Origin of the sequence: Paenibacillus sp. NRS-1781, assembly GCF_050467745.1 — a bacterium.
Classification (GTDB): domain Bacteria; phylum Bacillota; class Bacilli; order Paenibacillales; family Paenibacillaceae; genus Paenibacillus; species Paenibacillus terrae_A.
In genome coordinates this window covers 23733-40008 of the sequence record NZ_JBITPI010000054.1, presented here as the reverse complement: position 1 = coordinate 40008, position 16276 = coordinate 23733, and the positions used below count along the sequence as shown (strand labels likewise).

Annotated in this window: 18 protein-coding genes and 1 pseudogene; 13 read left to right on the top strand and 6 right to left on the bottom strand. The window is 43.6% G+C overall.

Annotation, left to right across the window (positions count from 1 at the left end):
- Positions 1-83: 83 nt before the first annotated feature.
- Positions 84-599, bottom strand: coding sequence for a translation initiation factor IF-3 (gene infC, locus ACIFO6_RS20055; RefSeq protein WP_430043219.1), 516 nt, complete (start codon positions 597-599; stop codon positions 84-86).
- Positions 600-826: 227 nt separating this feature from the next.
- Here infC and ACIFO6_RS20050 point away from each other — a divergent pair, with 227 nt between their 5' ends.
- From ACIFO6_RS20050 to ACIFO6_RS20020, 7 genes and pseudogenes are all read left to right on the top strand, one after another.
- Positions 827-1822: an ABC transporter substrate-binding protein gene (locus ACIFO6_RS20050; protein WP_430043218.1), complete on the top strand. Its 996-nt coding sequence runs from the start codon at positions 827-829 to the stop codon at positions 1820-1822.
- Entirely contained in the window at positions 1819-3867 is a 2049-nt protein-coding gene (locus ACIFO6_RS20045; RefSeq protein ID WP_430043217.1) for an iron ABC transporter permease, read from the top strand. Before ACIFO6_RS20050 ends, ACIFO6_RS20045 begins: the two co-directional genes overlap by 4 nt.
- Positions 3868-3932: 65 nt before the next feature.
- Positions 3933-4244, top strand: coding sequence for an ArsR/SmtB family transcription factor (locus ACIFO6_RS20040; RefSeq protein ID WP_283655317.1), 312 nt, complete (start codon positions 3933-3935; stop codon positions 4242-4244).
- 261 nt (positions 4245-4505) lie between these two features.
- The gene (locus ACIFO6_RS20035) at positions 4506-5036 is read left to right on the top strand and encodes an NAD(P)H-dependent oxidoreductase (RefSeq protein ID WP_283655318.1); all 531 of its coding nucleotides are present in this window, start codon (positions 4506-4508) and stop codon (positions 5034-5036) included.
- Between the two features lie 200 nt (positions 5037-5236).
- A pseudogene (locus tag ACIFO6_RS20030) lies at positions 5237-5578 on the top strand (MFS transporter); the annotation flags it as partial.
- Between the two features lie 326 nt (positions 5579-5904).
- Entirely contained in the window at positions 5905-7218 is a 1314-nt protein-coding gene (locus tag ACIFO6_RS20025) for an AAA family ATPase (protein ID WP_430043214.1), read from the top strand.
- Positions 7219-7221: 3 nt separating this feature from the next.
- Positions 7222-7881: an RloB domain-containing protein gene (locus ACIFO6_RS20020; RefSeq protein WP_430043211.1), complete on the top strand. Its 660-nt coding sequence runs from the start codon at positions 7222-7224 to the stop codon at positions 7879-7881.
- Positions 7882-8072: 191 nt separating this feature from the next.
- On the opposite strand, the gene ACIFO6_RS20015 is transcribed toward ACIFO6_RS20020, so the two are convergent.
- Together ACIFO6_RS20015 and ACIFO6_RS20010 are read right to left on the bottom strand one after the other, a co-directional pair.
- Positions 8073-8303: a helix-turn-helix domain-containing protein gene (locus ACIFO6_RS20015; RefSeq protein WP_430043210.1), complete on the bottom strand. Its 231-nt coding sequence runs from the start codon at positions 8301-8303 to the stop codon at positions 8073-8075.
- A gap of 45 nt (positions 8304-8348) precedes the next feature.
- Complete coding sequence (locus ACIFO6_RS20010) at positions 8349-8588, bottom strand: helix-turn-helix domain-containing protein (RefSeq protein ID WP_430043208.1); 240 nt, start codon at positions 8586-8588, stop codon at positions 8349-8351.
- Positions 8589-8779: 191 nt separating this feature from the next.
- Here ACIFO6_RS20010 and ACIFO6_RS20005 point away from each other — a divergent pair, with 191 nt between their 5' ends.
- The 6 genes from ACIFO6_RS20005 to ACIFO6_RS19980 all read left to right on the top strand — a co-directional run bounded on the left by ACIFO6_RS20005 (position 8780) and on the right by ACIFO6_RS19980 (position 13630).
- Positions 8780-9427: a hypothetical protein gene (locus tag ACIFO6_RS20005; protein WP_430043223.1), complete on the top strand. Its 648-nt coding sequence runs from the start codon at positions 8780-8782 to the stop codon at positions 9425-9427.
- An 81-nt stretch (positions 9428-9508) separates the two neighbouring features.
- The gene (locus tag ACIFO6_RS20000) at positions 9509-9622 is read left to right on the top strand and encodes a putative holin-like toxin (RefSeq protein WP_235332350.1); all 114 of its coding nucleotides are present in this window, start codon (positions 9509-9511) and stop codon (positions 9620-9622) included.
- A 61-nt stretch (positions 9623-9683) separates the two neighbouring features.
- The gene (locus ACIFO6_RS19995; protein WP_430043205.1) at positions 9684-10184 is read left to right on the top strand and encodes a hypothetical protein; all 501 of its coding nucleotides are present in this window, start codon (positions 9684-9686) and stop codon (positions 10182-10184) included.
- Positions 10185-10190: 6 nt separating this feature from the next.
- On the top strand, positions 10191-11657 hold the full coding sequence (locus ACIFO6_RS19990; RefSeq protein ID WP_430043203.1) for a sensor histidine kinase: 1467 nt from the start codon (positions 10191-10193) through the stop codon (positions 11655-11657).
- Positions 11658-11811: 154 nt separating this feature from the next.
- A complete protein-coding gene (locus ACIFO6_RS19985) occupies positions 11812-12918 on the top strand; it encodes a hypothetical protein (protein WP_430043201.1) in 1107 nt (368 codons plus the stop codon).
- A gap of 37 nt (positions 12919-12955) precedes the next feature.
- Positions 12956-13630, top strand: a complete 675-nt coding sequence (locus ACIFO6_RS19980) for a VOC family protein (protein WP_430043199.1) — start codon at positions 12956-12958, stop codon at positions 13628-13630.
- Between the two features lie 162 nt (positions 13631-13792).
- On the opposite strand, the gene ACIFO6_RS19975 is transcribed toward ACIFO6_RS19980, so the two are convergent.
- From ACIFO6_RS19975 to ACIFO6_RS19965, 3 genes are all read right to left on the bottom strand, one after another.
- A complete protein-coding gene (locus tag ACIFO6_RS19975; protein WP_430043197.1) occupies positions 13793-15010 on the bottom strand; it encodes a sialidase family protein in 1218 nt (405 codons plus the stop codon).
- A 45-nt stretch (positions 15011-15055) separates the two neighbouring features.
- Entirely contained in the window at positions 15056-15421 is a 366-nt protein-coding gene (locus ACIFO6_RS19970) for a hypothetical protein (RefSeq protein ID WP_430043195.1), read from the bottom strand.
- A gap of 596 nt (positions 15422-16017) precedes the next feature.
- A complete protein-coding gene (locus ACIFO6_RS19965; protein WP_430043193.1) occupies positions 16018-16140 on the bottom strand; it encodes a hypothetical protein in 123 nt (40 codons plus the stop codon).
- Between the last annotated feature and the right edge of the window lie 136 nt (positions 16141-16276).

Sequence of the window (16276 nt, the reverse complement as noted above, 5' to 3'; positions counted from 1 at the left end):
TAGCCTCCTACTCGATTCTGTATAAACAGCCTGTTTTTGCTTTGAGATGGGGTTCGCCGGATAAAGAAATGATACTGATTTACTCAACGCGGATTTAATTTCACCTGTGAGCCCTTGCCGCCTGTCTGGATTCCGGTTTCTTTCATTCCAGCTTCTTTCAGATCGACCAATAGCCGCTCTAACACCGCTTTGGCGGCAGCCGCTTCCTTTGCGACGGACGATTTTACAACCAACTGCACGGGCTTGCCGGAGCGCAGATGTTTGTCTGCTTGGCGCAGCTTCGTGTCGTAGTCATGTTCCTCGATATGAGCAGTGAAGCGAAGCTCCTTGACCTTTTCCTTACTGCTCTTTCCAGCCATGTTGCCACCGCTCGCTTTGCGTGTTCCGGTTTCCTTCTGCGCGAGCGTTTTTCCCTTGCCCTTAGCTACTAGGCTACATGGCGGAGGACTGCTCATCAGTGATGTACAGACCAGATCCATTCCTTTGGATCGGGCCATAGCCAAGGCTTCCTCTCTCGAGACGATACCGATCTTCTCACCGTTGAGTCCAGTGAGCATGACCTCGGAAGCCTTTATTTGCTCGTTGATTAATACTGCCACGTAAATGAAGCCTCCCTTAAAAACAATGATAAAGCTATCATATACGGAACCCGTTTGCGATTCAATTTGGAATTCCGAGTAACGGGCAGATGGTGCTTTCCAATGCGACATAGTACGTTTCTTTAGTACAATCTTGGTTGACAAAAACCATCAACCCCTATACTCTTTTACTGATAATGATTATCATTTTCTAATGAGACATATACATGCAGAGGTGAATGAGAGAAATGAAAAAGATGTTGAATGGCCTATTATTGTTTACGGTTTTTGCTATTGTATTGGCGGGTTGCGGATCAGTAGGGGATAGCTCGAAGCTAGGAGCCACTTCCGGGTCTGAGCAGACCAGCAAAGCGGCTGGGCCGGTTACGGTTAAAGACGATCACGGGGAAGTCAAGCTGGACAAGCCAGCGGAACGTGTCGTTGTCCTGGAATGGGCGTTTACCGAAGAGCTGATCGCGCTAGGCGTGCAGCCTGTTGGTAATGCGGACAACGAAAACTACAGGCTGTGGATAACGCCGGAGGCGAAACTGGCTGACTCGGTCACTGATATCGGTACACGGGGCGAACCGAATTTGGAAGCGATCGCGGCGCTCAAGCCGGACCTTATTATCTCAACCACAGGCAGTAATGCAGCGATCTACGAACAGCTTAAGGGAATCGCACCAACGATAGAATACGATTTTTTCAAGGGAAAAGGTTATGATTATGATCGTATGGTTGAAATCTTTAAGCAGATCGCTGTGGCTACTGGAAAAACGGAGCAGGCTGATAAAGTCCTAAGTGACCTTGACCAGCATTATATTGAAGCAAAGGCTACATTGGAAAAAGCGGATAAAGCAGACTTGCACTATGTGCTGACTCAGGCTTTTACAGTTCAAAATGCTGCCACCCTACGAATGTTCGAGGATAATTCGCTTGTAGTAGAAACGCTTGCGAAAATCGGTATGGTGAATGACTGGAAGTCGGACAAAACCGAAAAAGATGGATTCAGCACTGTGGGCATCGAGGCTCTTCCTGCGGTACAGGACAGCCATTTTATCTACATTACGCAGAAGACGGACGATGTATTCGGAGCCGCGATGAAGAACAATTCAGTCTGGAAAGAACTGAATTTCGTCAAAGAAAAACGGACCTATCCACTGGACGGAACAACGTGGACGTTCGGGGGCCCAATCTCATCTAAAGTGCTGGTTGACCAGGTGGTGGGTGTTCTGACGAAATGACCCAAACAGGTACAGCGGTTTTATCGAAGGCCTGGCGTGTAGGAAGCATTTTTGGGGGCGGCTTGGCCGTCCTTATTACGCTTTTTTTGGTAAGCTTGTGCTATGGAGAGGCGCCGATCCCGCTGCATACGGTCATCGAGGCGTTGACCCAGCGTCAGAATACGCTTGAGCATAATATGGTTTGGGATCTGCGGATGCCGCGTACGGTCATTGGAATCTTGGCTGGCGGTGCGCTTGCGATCGCCGGTGCCTTGCTACAGGCCATCACCAAAAATCCGTTGGCGGCTTCTGATACACTTGGAATCAACGCGGGTGCCTATTTTGTGGTCGTGCTTGGCGCGGTGATGTTCCCCGGATTGCTGCATCAGGCTCCGTTTCTGTTTGCCGCCTTCGGCGGCCTGCTGGCAGCGGTGCTTGCTTACTTTATGGGCGGTGGGCGAGCTGGCAGTCCGATCCGGCTGGCGCTTGCTGGCCTCATTGTGTCTATGGTGCTCGGTTCGTTTACCGGAGCATTACATATTTTTTACTCCTTTGAAACGCAGGGATTGTTTCTCTGGGGTTCCGGTTCGCTTGTGCAAAACGATTGGAGTGGCACTATTTATGCTTGGCCCTGGGTTGTAGGGCTCTCGGTTATCGCGGTTTTGCTGTCGAGGCAATTCGATGTGTTGGATCTGGATGAGTCCACATCCACGTCCCTTGGGCAAAAGGTGGGCTTGACCCGGGCGGCGGGAATTGTATTGGCAGTCCTGCTGTCGACCATTACGGTCAGCGTCATTGGGCCCATCGGGTTTGTAGGCTTAGTGGCTCCGCATTTGGTGCGCTTAAGCGGCCTGAAAATGCACCGTTGGGTGCTGCCTGGTTCCTTCCTGTGGGGGGCACTGTTGTTGACGGGCGCTGACGTGCTGGCGAAAATGGTCCACCAATCAAGCATGGATCTGCCGACTGGAGCGGTAATGGCATTGATCGGGGCCCCTTGGTTAATTTGGCTTATCCTGTGGAGGATGAAACTGCCTTCTGGCATCGGCGGACAGTCTTCAATGAACATAGGTGTGCGCTCTCGGAAATTACCGTATGGCAGGCTGGTCACATTGTTTGCTTGTGGGGCCGTGCTGTTAACCGTCCTCAGCCTGATGTTTGGAGGAATGCGCATTCCGGTGGGCGATCTGCTGTCTGGCCTGTTCGGCGGTGAGAGCGCGAATTCGGCTTTGCTGCAATTTAGAATTCCACGCACGCTGGTGGCGGCCGGGGCTGGTATCGCGCTTGCGGTCAGTGGTGTCTTGATCCAACTAGCTGTTCGCAATCCCTTGGCGGATGCCTCGATCATCGGGGTTTCTTCTGGAGCGGGATTCGGCGCGCTTGTAGTGATTATCGTCTGGCCTGGGCTGCCTGTTTATGTGCTGCCAATCGCGGCGATCGCTGGAGCAGCAGTTTCAGCGGCAGTGATTTTTTTTCTATCCTGGAAAAAACATCTGAATCCGTCTGTTGTCATATTACTCGGCATCGCCGTATCAGCGATCGGAGCAGCCGGAATTCAGGTGCTCATTATCCAAGGCTCGCTGTGGGGCAGCGCCGGTTATATTTGGCTGACCGGTAGTACCTACGCTCGAAGCTGGGCGCAGGTGACGACGATTCTGGCCTTTCTGCTCGTGTTGTTGCCAGTAGCCTGGTGGCTAGCTCGTCGCTTCGATCTTCTGGTGTTTGACGATAGCAGCGCCATGGGACTGGGGCTTCCGGTGCGTCGCACCCGGCTGCTGGCGATGGCAGTGGGTGTGTTGCTGGCGGGAGGAGCCGTAGCCTGCGTGGGTACGATTGGCTTCATCGGGCTGATTGCTCCGCATATCGTACGCACATTGATCGGGCACCATGTGCGCCGTTCCATTGTCTTGTCGAGCATCTTGGGAGCGGTGATGCTGGTGTTGGCAGATACGATTGGACGGACGGTGCTTGCGCCGACGGAGATTCCTTCCGGGCTGCTGATCGCTCTGATCGGTGCGCCGTATTTCCTGTACTTGATGTATCGCTCCAATCGTAGTAAATCAGTGTAGTTGAAGTGGTACACAAATCTGGATTTTATATTTACAAATCTAATAAAGTAGATATAATGTACTGTATGGAACCGTCATTGATTTATAAAGCTTTGTCTAATGAGACACGCCGACTAATTATGCTGTGGTTAAAAAATCCAGAGGAATTTTTTGATGAACAGGCTTATTTAAAGCAAGGGCTTAATCTTCGAATTGGTGTATGTGTGGGGGATATTCAGGCTAAAGCAGAACTTGCACAGTCTGTTATCTCAAGTTATTTATTAACGATGCAAAAAGCTGGTTTGTTGGAGTCTGAGCGAATTGGGAAGTGGACGTACTATCGTCGGAACGAAAAGACAATACAGGAATTTGCCGAGTACATCCAAAAGGAACTATAACAGAAAGGAGGTTTTTTTCGTAAAATACATCTATAAATCTGTATATATAAATATGATTGGAGCTTACTTTTAATTATGAAACAGGATAACTCTTTGCTTATTATTATTTTGGCTTTAGTGTTCAAAGTAAATTAAGTATTAGACTCGGAAAATAAAGATGTAGACTGAGAAAATAAAGTGTTAGACTGCCGGTACTGCGTTAAGCTAACGAGCGTTCATTTTATTATCAAGATATAAATAATACTTAAGGAGGACAAATCTTTGAAAACTCTTGTTATTGTAGCGCATCCCAGCATGGAAACATCCGTCATTAATAAGCGGTGGGTAGAAGAACTGAAAAAATATCCAGAAAAGTATACTGTTCACGAGTTGTCTAAAGTTTACCCTGATGGAAACATTGACGTGGAAAAGGAACAAAAATTGGTTGAATCTCATGGTAATCTTGTTTTGCAGTTCCCTATATATTGGTTTAATTGTCCGCCTCTCCTAAAAAAATGGTTTGATGATGTTTTAACTTATGGATGGGCTTTTGGTTCAAATGGAGGAGATAAATTCAAGAATCGTAAAGTTGCTTTAGGTGTATCTGCAGGAATCGAAAAGCTGGATTATCACGAAAACGGAAGATATCAATATACGCTTGAACAAATACTGGTTCCATTTAAAATGACATTCCTATATTGCGATGCAGATTATCGTTCGTTCTTTGCATTTTATGGTGAGGAATATGATCGATCTGAAGAAACTGTGGAAAAAAGCACTGAAAATTATTTGAATTTTGTTGACAACCTATAATATGCATCTATATTTCGTTTGGAAGTTACCCATCAAAAAAATTGATTCATTTGAAGAATTAGTTTGTGAACTCACCACGACTGATACCGATGTTAAGCTATCGGGGGACGTTAGTTGAATGACAACAGCGGCAGTCTAAGACTTTATTTATCAAGTCTTGGTCTGCCGCTGCTTCTTTTAATGGATCAGTCTAAAACTATATTTTTACCGAACATTTAGGCGTATTCGGCATTATTACAACGGAAATGGGGATTATAGGTGTTTTACCCCAGGTCACTCAAAATTTTAATATATCGACTTCACAGGCTGGCTGGCTTGTAAGTGTATTTTCTTTAGTCGTTGCTATTTCAGGTCCATTCCTGACCTTACTCGTTTCCGGTATAAATCGCAAAGTCATTCTCTTAACCGTTGTACTCAGTTTTGTGATTTCAAATTTGGTTTATGCTTTTACAACCGAATTCAATTTGATGCTCATTTTCCGCATTTTCCCTGCTATTTTTAATCCTGTCTTTTTTTCGGTTGCCCTAGTGGTCGCAGCCAAGCATGGTTAACGACGGAGACGAAAGAAGCTCCCGAATTTGGAAACAGCTTGTTTATTTCACACTTGGGAATACACCAGCTTATCTGGAGCGGAATGATGTTTACGCTTCTGGCTTTTTTAACAATCATCATAAAAGTAAAAATGTTCAAATCGAATGCAGAGGAAGTAAACATGAGTTAAAATATGTGTTGATTAACTCCCAATTAGTATGCATTAATTATTTTGAAATATATTGTGAAATTGCATAGAATATTTGACTATTGTGAAGTATAAAGCATATATTGGTTTTATATTTTGTAGGATTATTGCAAAATGGGAGGTATTCGTATGTTACTTGAGTTTAAAACAAAAAACTACAAATCGTTTAAGAGTGAACTTGTTTTTTCCATGCTACCGGCACCCAAGCAAAAAGGACTTGATTATAGTGTCTTAAGTGAACAAATAGGCTCAAAGGTGTATAAAGGATTATGTAGTGCAGTGGTTTATGGCCCAAATGCATCTGGGAAAACGAATCTTATTGGGGCAATGGAAGTTTTTAAATCAGTTGTTTTACGAGGAGACATTCGTAACAGTGACGGGAGAAACGAGCCCAATGTTGCTCTTAATAAATTAGAGTTAATTCCTAATGCAGAAAACAAGGAAAGGGAACCGACCTTTTTTTCTATTAAATTTATTGAAAGTGGACTTCTACTAGAATATAAGCTATTACTTGATTTTGGTAAATTTCTAGAAAAGGATTATAAACGGAAAATTCTTTCTGAATCTTTATTCATCGATGATACGATGATTTTTTCACGGAATGATACATTAAACTTGGGGAACTTGAAAATAATTGAGAATTATTGGGTCAATGGATTTAGGGATAGTGAAGCTGGTGTTGCTAATTTGGCTAAGAATAACTTAAATGATGAAGAATTATTTTTGATGAATGGCTTTAAGGTGATGTTCAGTTCAAAACTTGTCAACATTATAAGTAGCTGGCTTGAAAACAAACTTACTGTCATTTATAGAGCAGATGCTGTTCAAACCATTAGCGTTCTTCCAAATCCCAAAGAGAAGACAGTCTACATTCAGAAAAGTTTCAATGAAGCTGCTCGAATGTTTGGTGTTAGTTCAAATAGACTTGGACTTATAGTGAATGAAGAGGATTCTAAGCCTACGCGCATTTCTATTTTAGACGGAGAAAGAGCAGTATTATCAGAGGTATTCGAGTCATATGGTACGATTCGATTTTTAAATATATTCCCTCTAATTGAAAGGGCACTGATTAGTGGGGGAACCTTAATTGTTGATGAATTCGATGCTTCACTTCACCCTATGGCCTTAATGAGTATCATTAATGTTTTCCATAACGATGATATTAATACGAAAAATGCACAGCTTATATTTAATACCCATAACCCTATATTCCTAAATTCCAATCTATTCAGACGTGATGAAATCAAGTTTGTTGAGCGTGATGAAGTTACACACTTTAGTACCCACTATTCTTTATCTGACTTTGGTACTTCTGGAGTAAATGCTGTGCGGAGACATGAAGACTACATGAAAAATTATTTCGTTAGCCGATATGGTGCAATTAAAGATGTTGATTTTTCAACTATATTTGAAAATCTGTTAAATAACAATGAAGAGGTATGACAGATGTCTAAAATGAAAAATACTCGAAAGTATTATTTTTCTGTGGAGGGCGAAACAGAAGATTGGTATTTAGAGTGGCTCCAAAAAATAATAAATAGCGAGCCTTCAGCTAGGTTTAAGGTTTCTTTAGACAGCAAGATTGAAAAGAATCCTTTAAAACGAGCAAAGTCGATTCCCATAACTCAAAAAACTGAGATTACACATTTTTTTGATTGTGAGAGCAATGATGCTGTGCATACTAAACAATTTATCGCAACATTAAATTTACTTAAAGATACTTCGAAATTAGGGAAGCAGATTAAATATAATTTAGGATACAGTAATTTTACCTTTGAGTTATGGATGGTTTTGCACAAAATAGATTTTAATACAATTCTTACACATAGGCGGCAATATCTTAAACCAATAAATAAGGCATTTGGGGAGAATTCTTCAGAACTAGATCAATATAAACAGAAAGTTAATTTTAGAAGAGTGCTTAGTAAAATATCATTAGTTGAGGTAAGAGCAGCAATTGCACGATCCAAGGGGATTATGCAGAGAAACAAGGAGAATGGATTTACTATGAATGAATATAAAGGTTATCAATATTATATGAGTAATCCTTGCCTCTCTGTTTGGGAGTCTATTGAGAAAATACTAAAAGACTGTGATTTACTATGATAGTTTCGGTATTAAAAGGATTTTGAAATTATTGTAATATTCATAAAACTGTATAGTAGCAGTTAGAAATGTGTTCAAGGAAGTGGCGCCTTTGCGGCAGTAATCTTGTCCGATTATTAGTAATGTATTAAACGTGGGACCCGTAAAAATAACTCTTTTCAGAGTCTATATTTTACGGGTCCCCGTTTTATTTAGAGCTTACGAATTTCAAATAAATCGTTAGGAGTAATATTGAAATAGACACACAATTTAGTGATAAGAGAGGCAGGAATACGCTTATTCTCCATATCCTTATTATGCATTAAATCCATAATCGTTGTTCTTCTATGGTTAATATCCTCAGATAGCTTCAATACAGACACATTGTGCTTTTCAATTATTTCTCCCAGTTTACAATATAAGACCCAATCCTTATTATCCATTAAAAAACCTCCAGAGGTTCCGTCCAAACTGTATGACACTAAATGTTATTCATTAAGTTTGCGAATTTCAAATAAATCATTAGGAGTGATATCGAAATAAACACACAATTTAGTGATTAAGGTAGCTGATATTTTCTTTTTTTCCATATTGCTATTGTGCACCAGCTCCATAATTGTAGTTCTGCGATGTCCAATTTCCTCAGATAATTTTAAAACAGACATGTTATCGTGCTGTTTTAAAATCTCATCCAACTTGCAATGTAAAATGTAGCTTTGTTGATCCATAGAGGCCTCCAGATGACTTAGAATAAAATATTGCACTATGAAAGTGCATGTGATATATTGTGTTTATATAAAGTTGCACCATGAAAGTGCAATTAGTTCGTAACATATTATCATTTTATCAAAGGGATGTACAACATACCCTTGGCTTTGCTATTGCCATTTTTTCCAAAAATAGAATTGGGGATGATACCATGATGCCAAATACTAAAGCCAACAAACAAGCCATTAAAACCATTGTTCGTATGGAACAGGTTTGGGAGCAAACAGAAGAAAACGAAGAAGCCGGGCTGCACTACTATCACATTACAGATGCCCTCAACCGCCAATGGCAGACCATTGGGGTGAATGTTACTGATGCAATTCAAGTGTTTGAGAATGGGAACGATGGAGTGTGGACACGAATAATTCAACCAGCCCCATTTTACCCTGACCTGACTACTCACGATTTAATTCATATGCTCAGTATTGGCCCGGAGGCTTGGCATATACGCAACGCTATCCAAATCATATTGAATAACGTGGAAAGACGCAATGCATTTGTGAATCGCATCGTGAATGTGAATGACGAAGATGTATTGAATCTATTATACAATATGAAAAATGAATTTCTTAAGCGCGATCAGCTTTCAAACCAGAAATTCATGGATTTATATGCTGTAAACCCTGTAGAGGCGTTATCGGTCTACTTTCTGGAGTCTGTGGATGTTCATACATATTGGGAGTGGAGCGAGGCAGGGGGTACATATAGTAAAGCCATTCAGTACAAGCAAATGCAGCCTGGAATGACTTTAGCTGAAGCTATTGAAAAGGCAGAAGATGAAGCCAGAGCAGGCTACTAATATCGTGTGCTATCATGTTTTTAACCATTCTATTGGCTTAGATGGGCGGTCGGCTAGTCTCCTGCCAAGGAGGTGATGCCTGTGGAGGTCAAAGAGGCGCTGACATTAATGATAATGTTTGGTACATTGCTGGTGACGCTGATCGGATTAGTCATCACAATTGTCGTTGCATTGAACCATAACCAAAAGAAGTAGATGAAAACGGATGGGGTATTGATTTATGTTGAGATTGAAATGATCTATTGGAGGTAAGCCAATGAATATTCGGATGTATCATGACTTGGCTTTGCAGTTGGAGGAGGCTATTTGGGAGCTTGGAGAGGAAGCCGCTGGTATACTCCCATTAGACAGTAAAATGGCTGAGGAAAAAGCACAAAAGGCTTGGGACCTGATACCTGAACCTAAGCATAAATGGGGAATTACAAGCTTGACCTTGCATCAATACGTTCAAATTCTCAACTATAACGGTCAAACTCAGCGATCCGCAGAGCTTTTAAATGAAGAGATTGTTGATTTGGAAATCACTGGTTATCGAATTGTGGATGCCAATCCTTATATTTTGATGGCTGAATCGCTCCTTCTTCAAGGCAAAACGTTAGAGGCGCATGATTATCTCAAGAAGGCATACTCTATTGGAGGTGCGAGAGCATTTCGAGACCAGCCCAAGCTCTATTTGGAAGTAGCGAAAAGTAAGGCTTTGGATGAAAAGGAAGTGCTATTTCAATTTTCAGCGTTGAATGTAAATGCCGGGCGGTGATTATCCATGAGAATTAGCATCAAGTTGAAATTCAGCTTGTTTCTGGCTGTACTGCTTATTCTTGCTCTAGGCGTGCTAAGCTATTTTGTTCTTCAAGGGGTGGAAAAGAATCAGCTGACTCAAACCGAGGTTTATCTGGCCCAGCACGCCAAAACGGTTAATCTACGGGTGAAGCAGACTTACTATACAGGAACGCGGATGGAGCCGCAGATATTTATGAGGCAGCGGGGCCGGGGACTGGCTACGGAACTGGCCGGATTTACCGGACTGGGCGTCACGCTTTATGATGCGCAGGGACTCCAGGTAGGCACCTCTATTCAAGACCCTCCAGTGGTAGACCAGCAAAGTGAAGTGAATGCTGCCCTGGCCTATGCGTTGCACAATAAAATAGCATATGAGGCTGTGGGGGACACACTCCTGTATCTGGCGCCGCTCCAAGGGCCGGAGGAACAAATGGGGGTAGTTCAGTTGCAATATTCACTCAAAAGCTCGCAGAGTTTTCTGCGAACCCTCCAGAATTTGTTCCTGACTACAGGGATCGCGGTGCTTTTGCTAAGCTTCATCATCGGATATTTGTATTTTAACCGGGCAGCCACAGCTATTGGACGGTTGAAAAAGGCGGCAGAGGATATCCGCCGCGCCGAATATATTCAGGCTCCTCCACTTAGGCGAAAGGATGAATTGGGCGAGTTGGCCGAGGGCATCTACTTTATGAGCAAGGAGATTGAGCAGAGTATTGCTGCCAAGGATGAGGAGCAACGGAAGCTGCAACTGGCTATCCACAAGCTCCAGGCGCTGGAGCAGCAACAGAAGCAATATATCGGCAACATTAGCCATGAATTCAAGACACCGCTGACCTCCATTAAAGCTTACGTGGATTTGCTGAATATGTACGACGATGATCCCAAGCTGCTGCTGGAAGCCAAGGCCAGCATCGCCAAGGAAACTCAGCGGCTATATGAAATGGTGGAGAAGGTGCTACAGGTATCGGCGCTGGAAACATATGATTTTGAGTCACAGACCGAGCTGTTGGAGGTTGCAGAGGGGCTGCGGGATGTTTGTGCACGTATGAGTGGCAAGGCAGAGCGCTTCGGTATCACTATTTCCTGCGATGCGGAGCCAGCCCACATCTGGATTGATAAAGAGAGCTTTATGCATATTTTTATTAATTTGCTGGATAATGCGATTAAATACAATGTTCCTCAAGGAACGATTCATGTTCACAGCGAGCTTAGGGACAACCGGGTAAGGATCACGATCCGTGATTCCGGCATAGGCATTCCTGAGGAAGCCAGAGAGAGGATTTTCGAGCCCTTCTACACGGTCAACCGCGACCGATCCAGACAATCGGGCGGCACGGGACTGGGACTGTCACTGGTGTGCAATCTGGTTGAGAAGCAGAATGGAAGCATTACGCTGCTGGAGACAGAAGGTGAAGGTTCGGTCTTCGAGCTGTCTTTTCCAGCTACTTAATAGGTCTGTACTCTGCATCAAAGCTACTCAAAAAGTTTACAACTTGGAAACAAGCAGCCGTGGTTTGGAAATACTCCTTCGGTATGCTTAGAGCAGGCTAAGGTTACACAGGACTCAAGATTAGGCTTCCACAGCGAGTAGGGGGAATCATGCAATGAACACAAATATCCACAGCAAGCTGGGCAAGACAGGACTCATGCTGCTCGCCACGGCGACTCTTATGTCCATGACTGCTTGTACTACTGGGAACACGGAGGCGCGACAATTCGTAGAGAAGTCCGGCAAAAAGATTACCGTGATGGATAACACCACTGAATCCGTATACACCAAGTTGAAGCTGGAGGGCATTGCTAAGATCGAGGGTGTGCGCGGGATGGATTGGGTGAGTGAAGGCACGCTTGCGGTTGATAAAGAGAACAGGAAGCTTTCCCCCGTGATAACTGAGGGAGAAAAACGTTATCCACATAACCTCTATCAATATGATCTTGCTTCCAGTGGGGAGACGCCGCTGCTGGAGGAGGAGAAGAGCTACGGATTTGCAAAGCTGTCCCCTGACAGGAAGCATATGCTTTATCAGCAATTGTATGAATCCACAGGAATAGGCTACATCATGAATCTTGAAACCGGCGTTTCCGTGAAAATGGTCGATGCAGAGTTTATGGCCGGGGAAGGCGCATGGGAGGATACAGGTCACGTTATTTTTCCCAATATGGAAGGGGACATTATCAGGGCTGATGTGAACGGAAAAAGTGAGGTCGCAGTCAAGACTGGACAGAGAAGTGTTTCTAGCGTGGCTCCGTCGGGAAATACGATCTACTATGTCGCCATGGGGGAATGGATCGCCTATGATATCGAAACCAAGCAATCCGAAATCCTTAAAAAAGACATCTGGGCGGTCCTTCCTTCCCCGGATGGCAGCACGCTGGCGGTTGTTAAACACACCAAATCCGGGGAAAACGCATTGGTTCTCTGCGATACCAAAGGGAAAGAGCTGTCCACATTGGCTACGGGTATGCAACTGTTCGGTACAAGCTGGTCGCCGGATGGCAGCAAGCTGGCCTATGCGGTTTCTGAGGATGGAGATAAATACCGTTTTTTCATTACAGAAGCAGAAACAGGGGAGCAAACTCCGGTCTTGGGCGATAATAGCATAAGTGACCAGCTACGCTGGAGCCCTTCCGGTAAAAAGCTGCTGATTCCAACAGGGGTCATGAAGGACACTGGATATCAATCTACGGCTTATGTAATCAAGTTATCTTGAGCAAAAATCATTTATTTTAAGGAGGATGACGAACGCGATGAAAATAACAGAAGTGCTCTTAAATACACACAGATTTGATGCCATGAAAGCTTTTTACGGCTCTCTCTTGGGTCTGGAGGTTATGGAGGAAACCGCTTCACGGTTATCATTTGGAGCTGGCGAATCGGTTCTTGCTCTTCAGGAAAATTCCCTCATGGAGAATGAGTTTTATCACGTTGCGTTTGCGATTCCAACCAATAAGTTCATAGAGGCAAAACAATGGGTAATCGACCGGGGCATCTCATTGATTTCAAGAACCGGAGAGGATGAGTTTCTTTTCGAAAGCTGGAATGCAACAGCACTTTACTTCTATGATCCTGATCATAACCTCATCGAGTTCATTGCTCACCATTCGCTCGACAACGCAGTAGATGAAGCTTTCGGGCCAAAGCATCTACTTCGTATAAGTGAGATTGGCCTTCCAGTCGATAATGTTCCGGAATGTTGCAAAACAATCACAGCAATGTTCCAAATTGATTCATGGGGTGAGGCCGGGCAGCAATTTACTCCTCTAGGGGACGCGGAAGGATTATTGATTGTCATAGACAAGCAGCGGCCTTGGTTCCCAGACGATAGGATGCCGTGTGGGTTCAATACCAAGATCGTGATTAAAGGTGCAGGTTCTGCCAGTCTTTCGCTTCAAAATGGCTTGTACGAATTGAGATCAATCTGATTAGACTTACTCATGTAGGGGTAGTACCAGAGTAGCTGATACCACCGCATGTAAATGGATGAAAATGTGAATAAAGGTTGGCGCAGCAATGGTTGCCGTTGGGCACTGAGCGTCACTAGCTGATCAATCTGGGACAACTGCAGCATCGGTTCTCGTCATCGTTTATTGGTTATCGCCAAACCAAATGTTTTCAGTTCCTGTCCGAGTGTCCGTCCAAACGGTTACGAGGCGGCCTGTTTGAGGAACAATGGCATTTCCAATGTAGTCTCCAATTAGAGGAAGGCCTGCGACACTAAACGAAGTTGTCGTAATACGAGTGTTTGTAAATGTTACTCCGCCATCCCTCGATGTAGCAAGAAAAACATCAATATCAGGCGGATTTAATCGATTGGTATAATAGGAAACAAACACCGCTCCATCCGTTGGGGAAACGGTGATAGCCGGGAAAAAGTTCTGGGATCCCACCGGACTGTTTGTAATGGGCATCGACGTGCCCCAATCTACGCCAAAGTTTGTGGAAATTGCCAGAAAAATATCGGAATACCCTTGCCGAAAGTCTTGCCACACTGCATAGACATTTCCTTGCGTAGCTGGTGCGTTTGAAATGTCTGCTGACATGGAGGGATACGTTAAGCACCTGAATTGGTATCCCGGTAGTGGCGAAGGTGGAACAACGACCGGGGCAACCATGGTTTCAGTTTCGAATGTTGTTCCTCCGTCTAGTGATGTACGCGTGTTGAATTCGGAACTACCTGGAGGTTGGGTAATCCAACCCACGATAAGAATTCCATTTAATGTGATTGCAATTCCCGGGAATTCTTCAAACTCGGTAATTGAAGATAGGAGGTTCGGGCTAGAGTAAGTGTTTCCCCCATCTTGGGAACGATTGAAGAATATTGTATTTCCTGGTATAAATTGCGTGTTGTAATCGTGAGTATAACCCGTATAAATGTTTCCAAAAAACGGGCTGGACCCTGCCTTATCGGCGATAACAACCACCTGATCGTCATTGACAAACTGTCCAAATCCTTGGTTCACAATGACTGGCGGTCCGAACGAAGATGCATTGTCGTTAGAGATATAAGACACGATTGTCCCGCTGAGACCGTCCGAATCGAAGGCGTGAGCTGCCACAACGAACGAATCGGGGAAAAAATAATCAATATGAGGCGCCTCTATGCCAGCAAACCCGGTCGGTAAAGGGAGTAACGTCGTGCTCCATGTTGCGCCTGCATCGATTGACTTGTATAAGCCAATATTCGGCGGTCCTGCACTGAGATCTACAGCCACTGCCACCATAACGGAGGGATTAAGCCAGTTTACCGCGATGGTTGGCTCAAACTGAGCACTAGTACTTGGCGAGATTTGTATGTTTGCCATAGTTACTATCCCCTTTTATATTAATGAAACTGCGGTTACTTTAATTTATGGGTTAAGTTGGGCAATTTGAGTGAGTTCTTCTTGCAGCACTTTTTGATGAGGAATTACGTTTCCGGATGAATCCGTTCCGAATACATTGATGACAGTATCTGTTGGAACAGTGCCTGTAACAAGAAATTGAACCTCGTAAGAAGTATTACCTGCGATGTTAAAACTAAGAATTTGATTAGTATTCGCATTGATCGTCAGGGAATTGGAATAAACCAGTGATTTACTCACCAAGCTATTCCATACGTAGATGTGATAAACAACGTTAGATGAAAAACTAAGATTATCATTACTAATGTTGATTACAAGGTTTGATGCAGGGGTAGTTCCCGTATTCGTGATGATGCCAGTTGTTAATGCCATGAAATCACAACCTCTCATTCGTTTCTATTACCATATGAAATCCTGTTCCATGTTGTGTGGACAAAATCACCTATATTCCGAATCCAATCTGTTCAAGGCATCATTTTGATGCTCATTCTAATACAAATCGTTCATTAGCTGACTCTTAATATATTTGATGATAAATCATCATCTCATGTATCGCACAGGGCTCCAGTTCTTATAGCAATTATCATATAACTTCATCAAGCAATGGGAGTATACTTGAAGCGAATGAAATTATAAGTACAGCAAACCCGGAAGAAAAACCAGTCTCTGATACTCCACAAGTAAGCGATGATTCTATGCAAGACAGCTTTAAAAGTGAAGGAGACAGCGGGCGTGATTCCGACAGTTTAAAGCTAAAAAAAATGAACAAATTCAGGCTGCCAATAACGATATCAATGGGGAAATTCTATCTTCAGATGCGGTGAGCGATGAATCGAAAGTGACAGATTCAACCCCCAAAAAACATGTTTTTTGAAACAAAAAAGAGTGGCCCTAAATCAGCCACTGGCATCTATTATATACGGTTTATGATTCTTCTTTATTTAATCGTTAGCTATTTCACGTTGTGGTCAATCCAAGAATGAATCGATTCCCCCATCGGATTCCAGCCAAGCAGATTCCGTTGCATGGACAGCGCGAACCTGGCTGTTAGTAGCGAGCGCCACCTCCAAATTCTGCAACGGCTTCGTCAATGGGCCATCTCACAATTGTCTCTCCTTATCCCAGATCTTTGCTTACGAATTTGGTAATTTCTCTAAAGGTTTCTTCCCCATTTTCAGAGTAGAAATAGGAAGCCGAAGGTGCTTTTTCCAATGCAAGATGAAAATT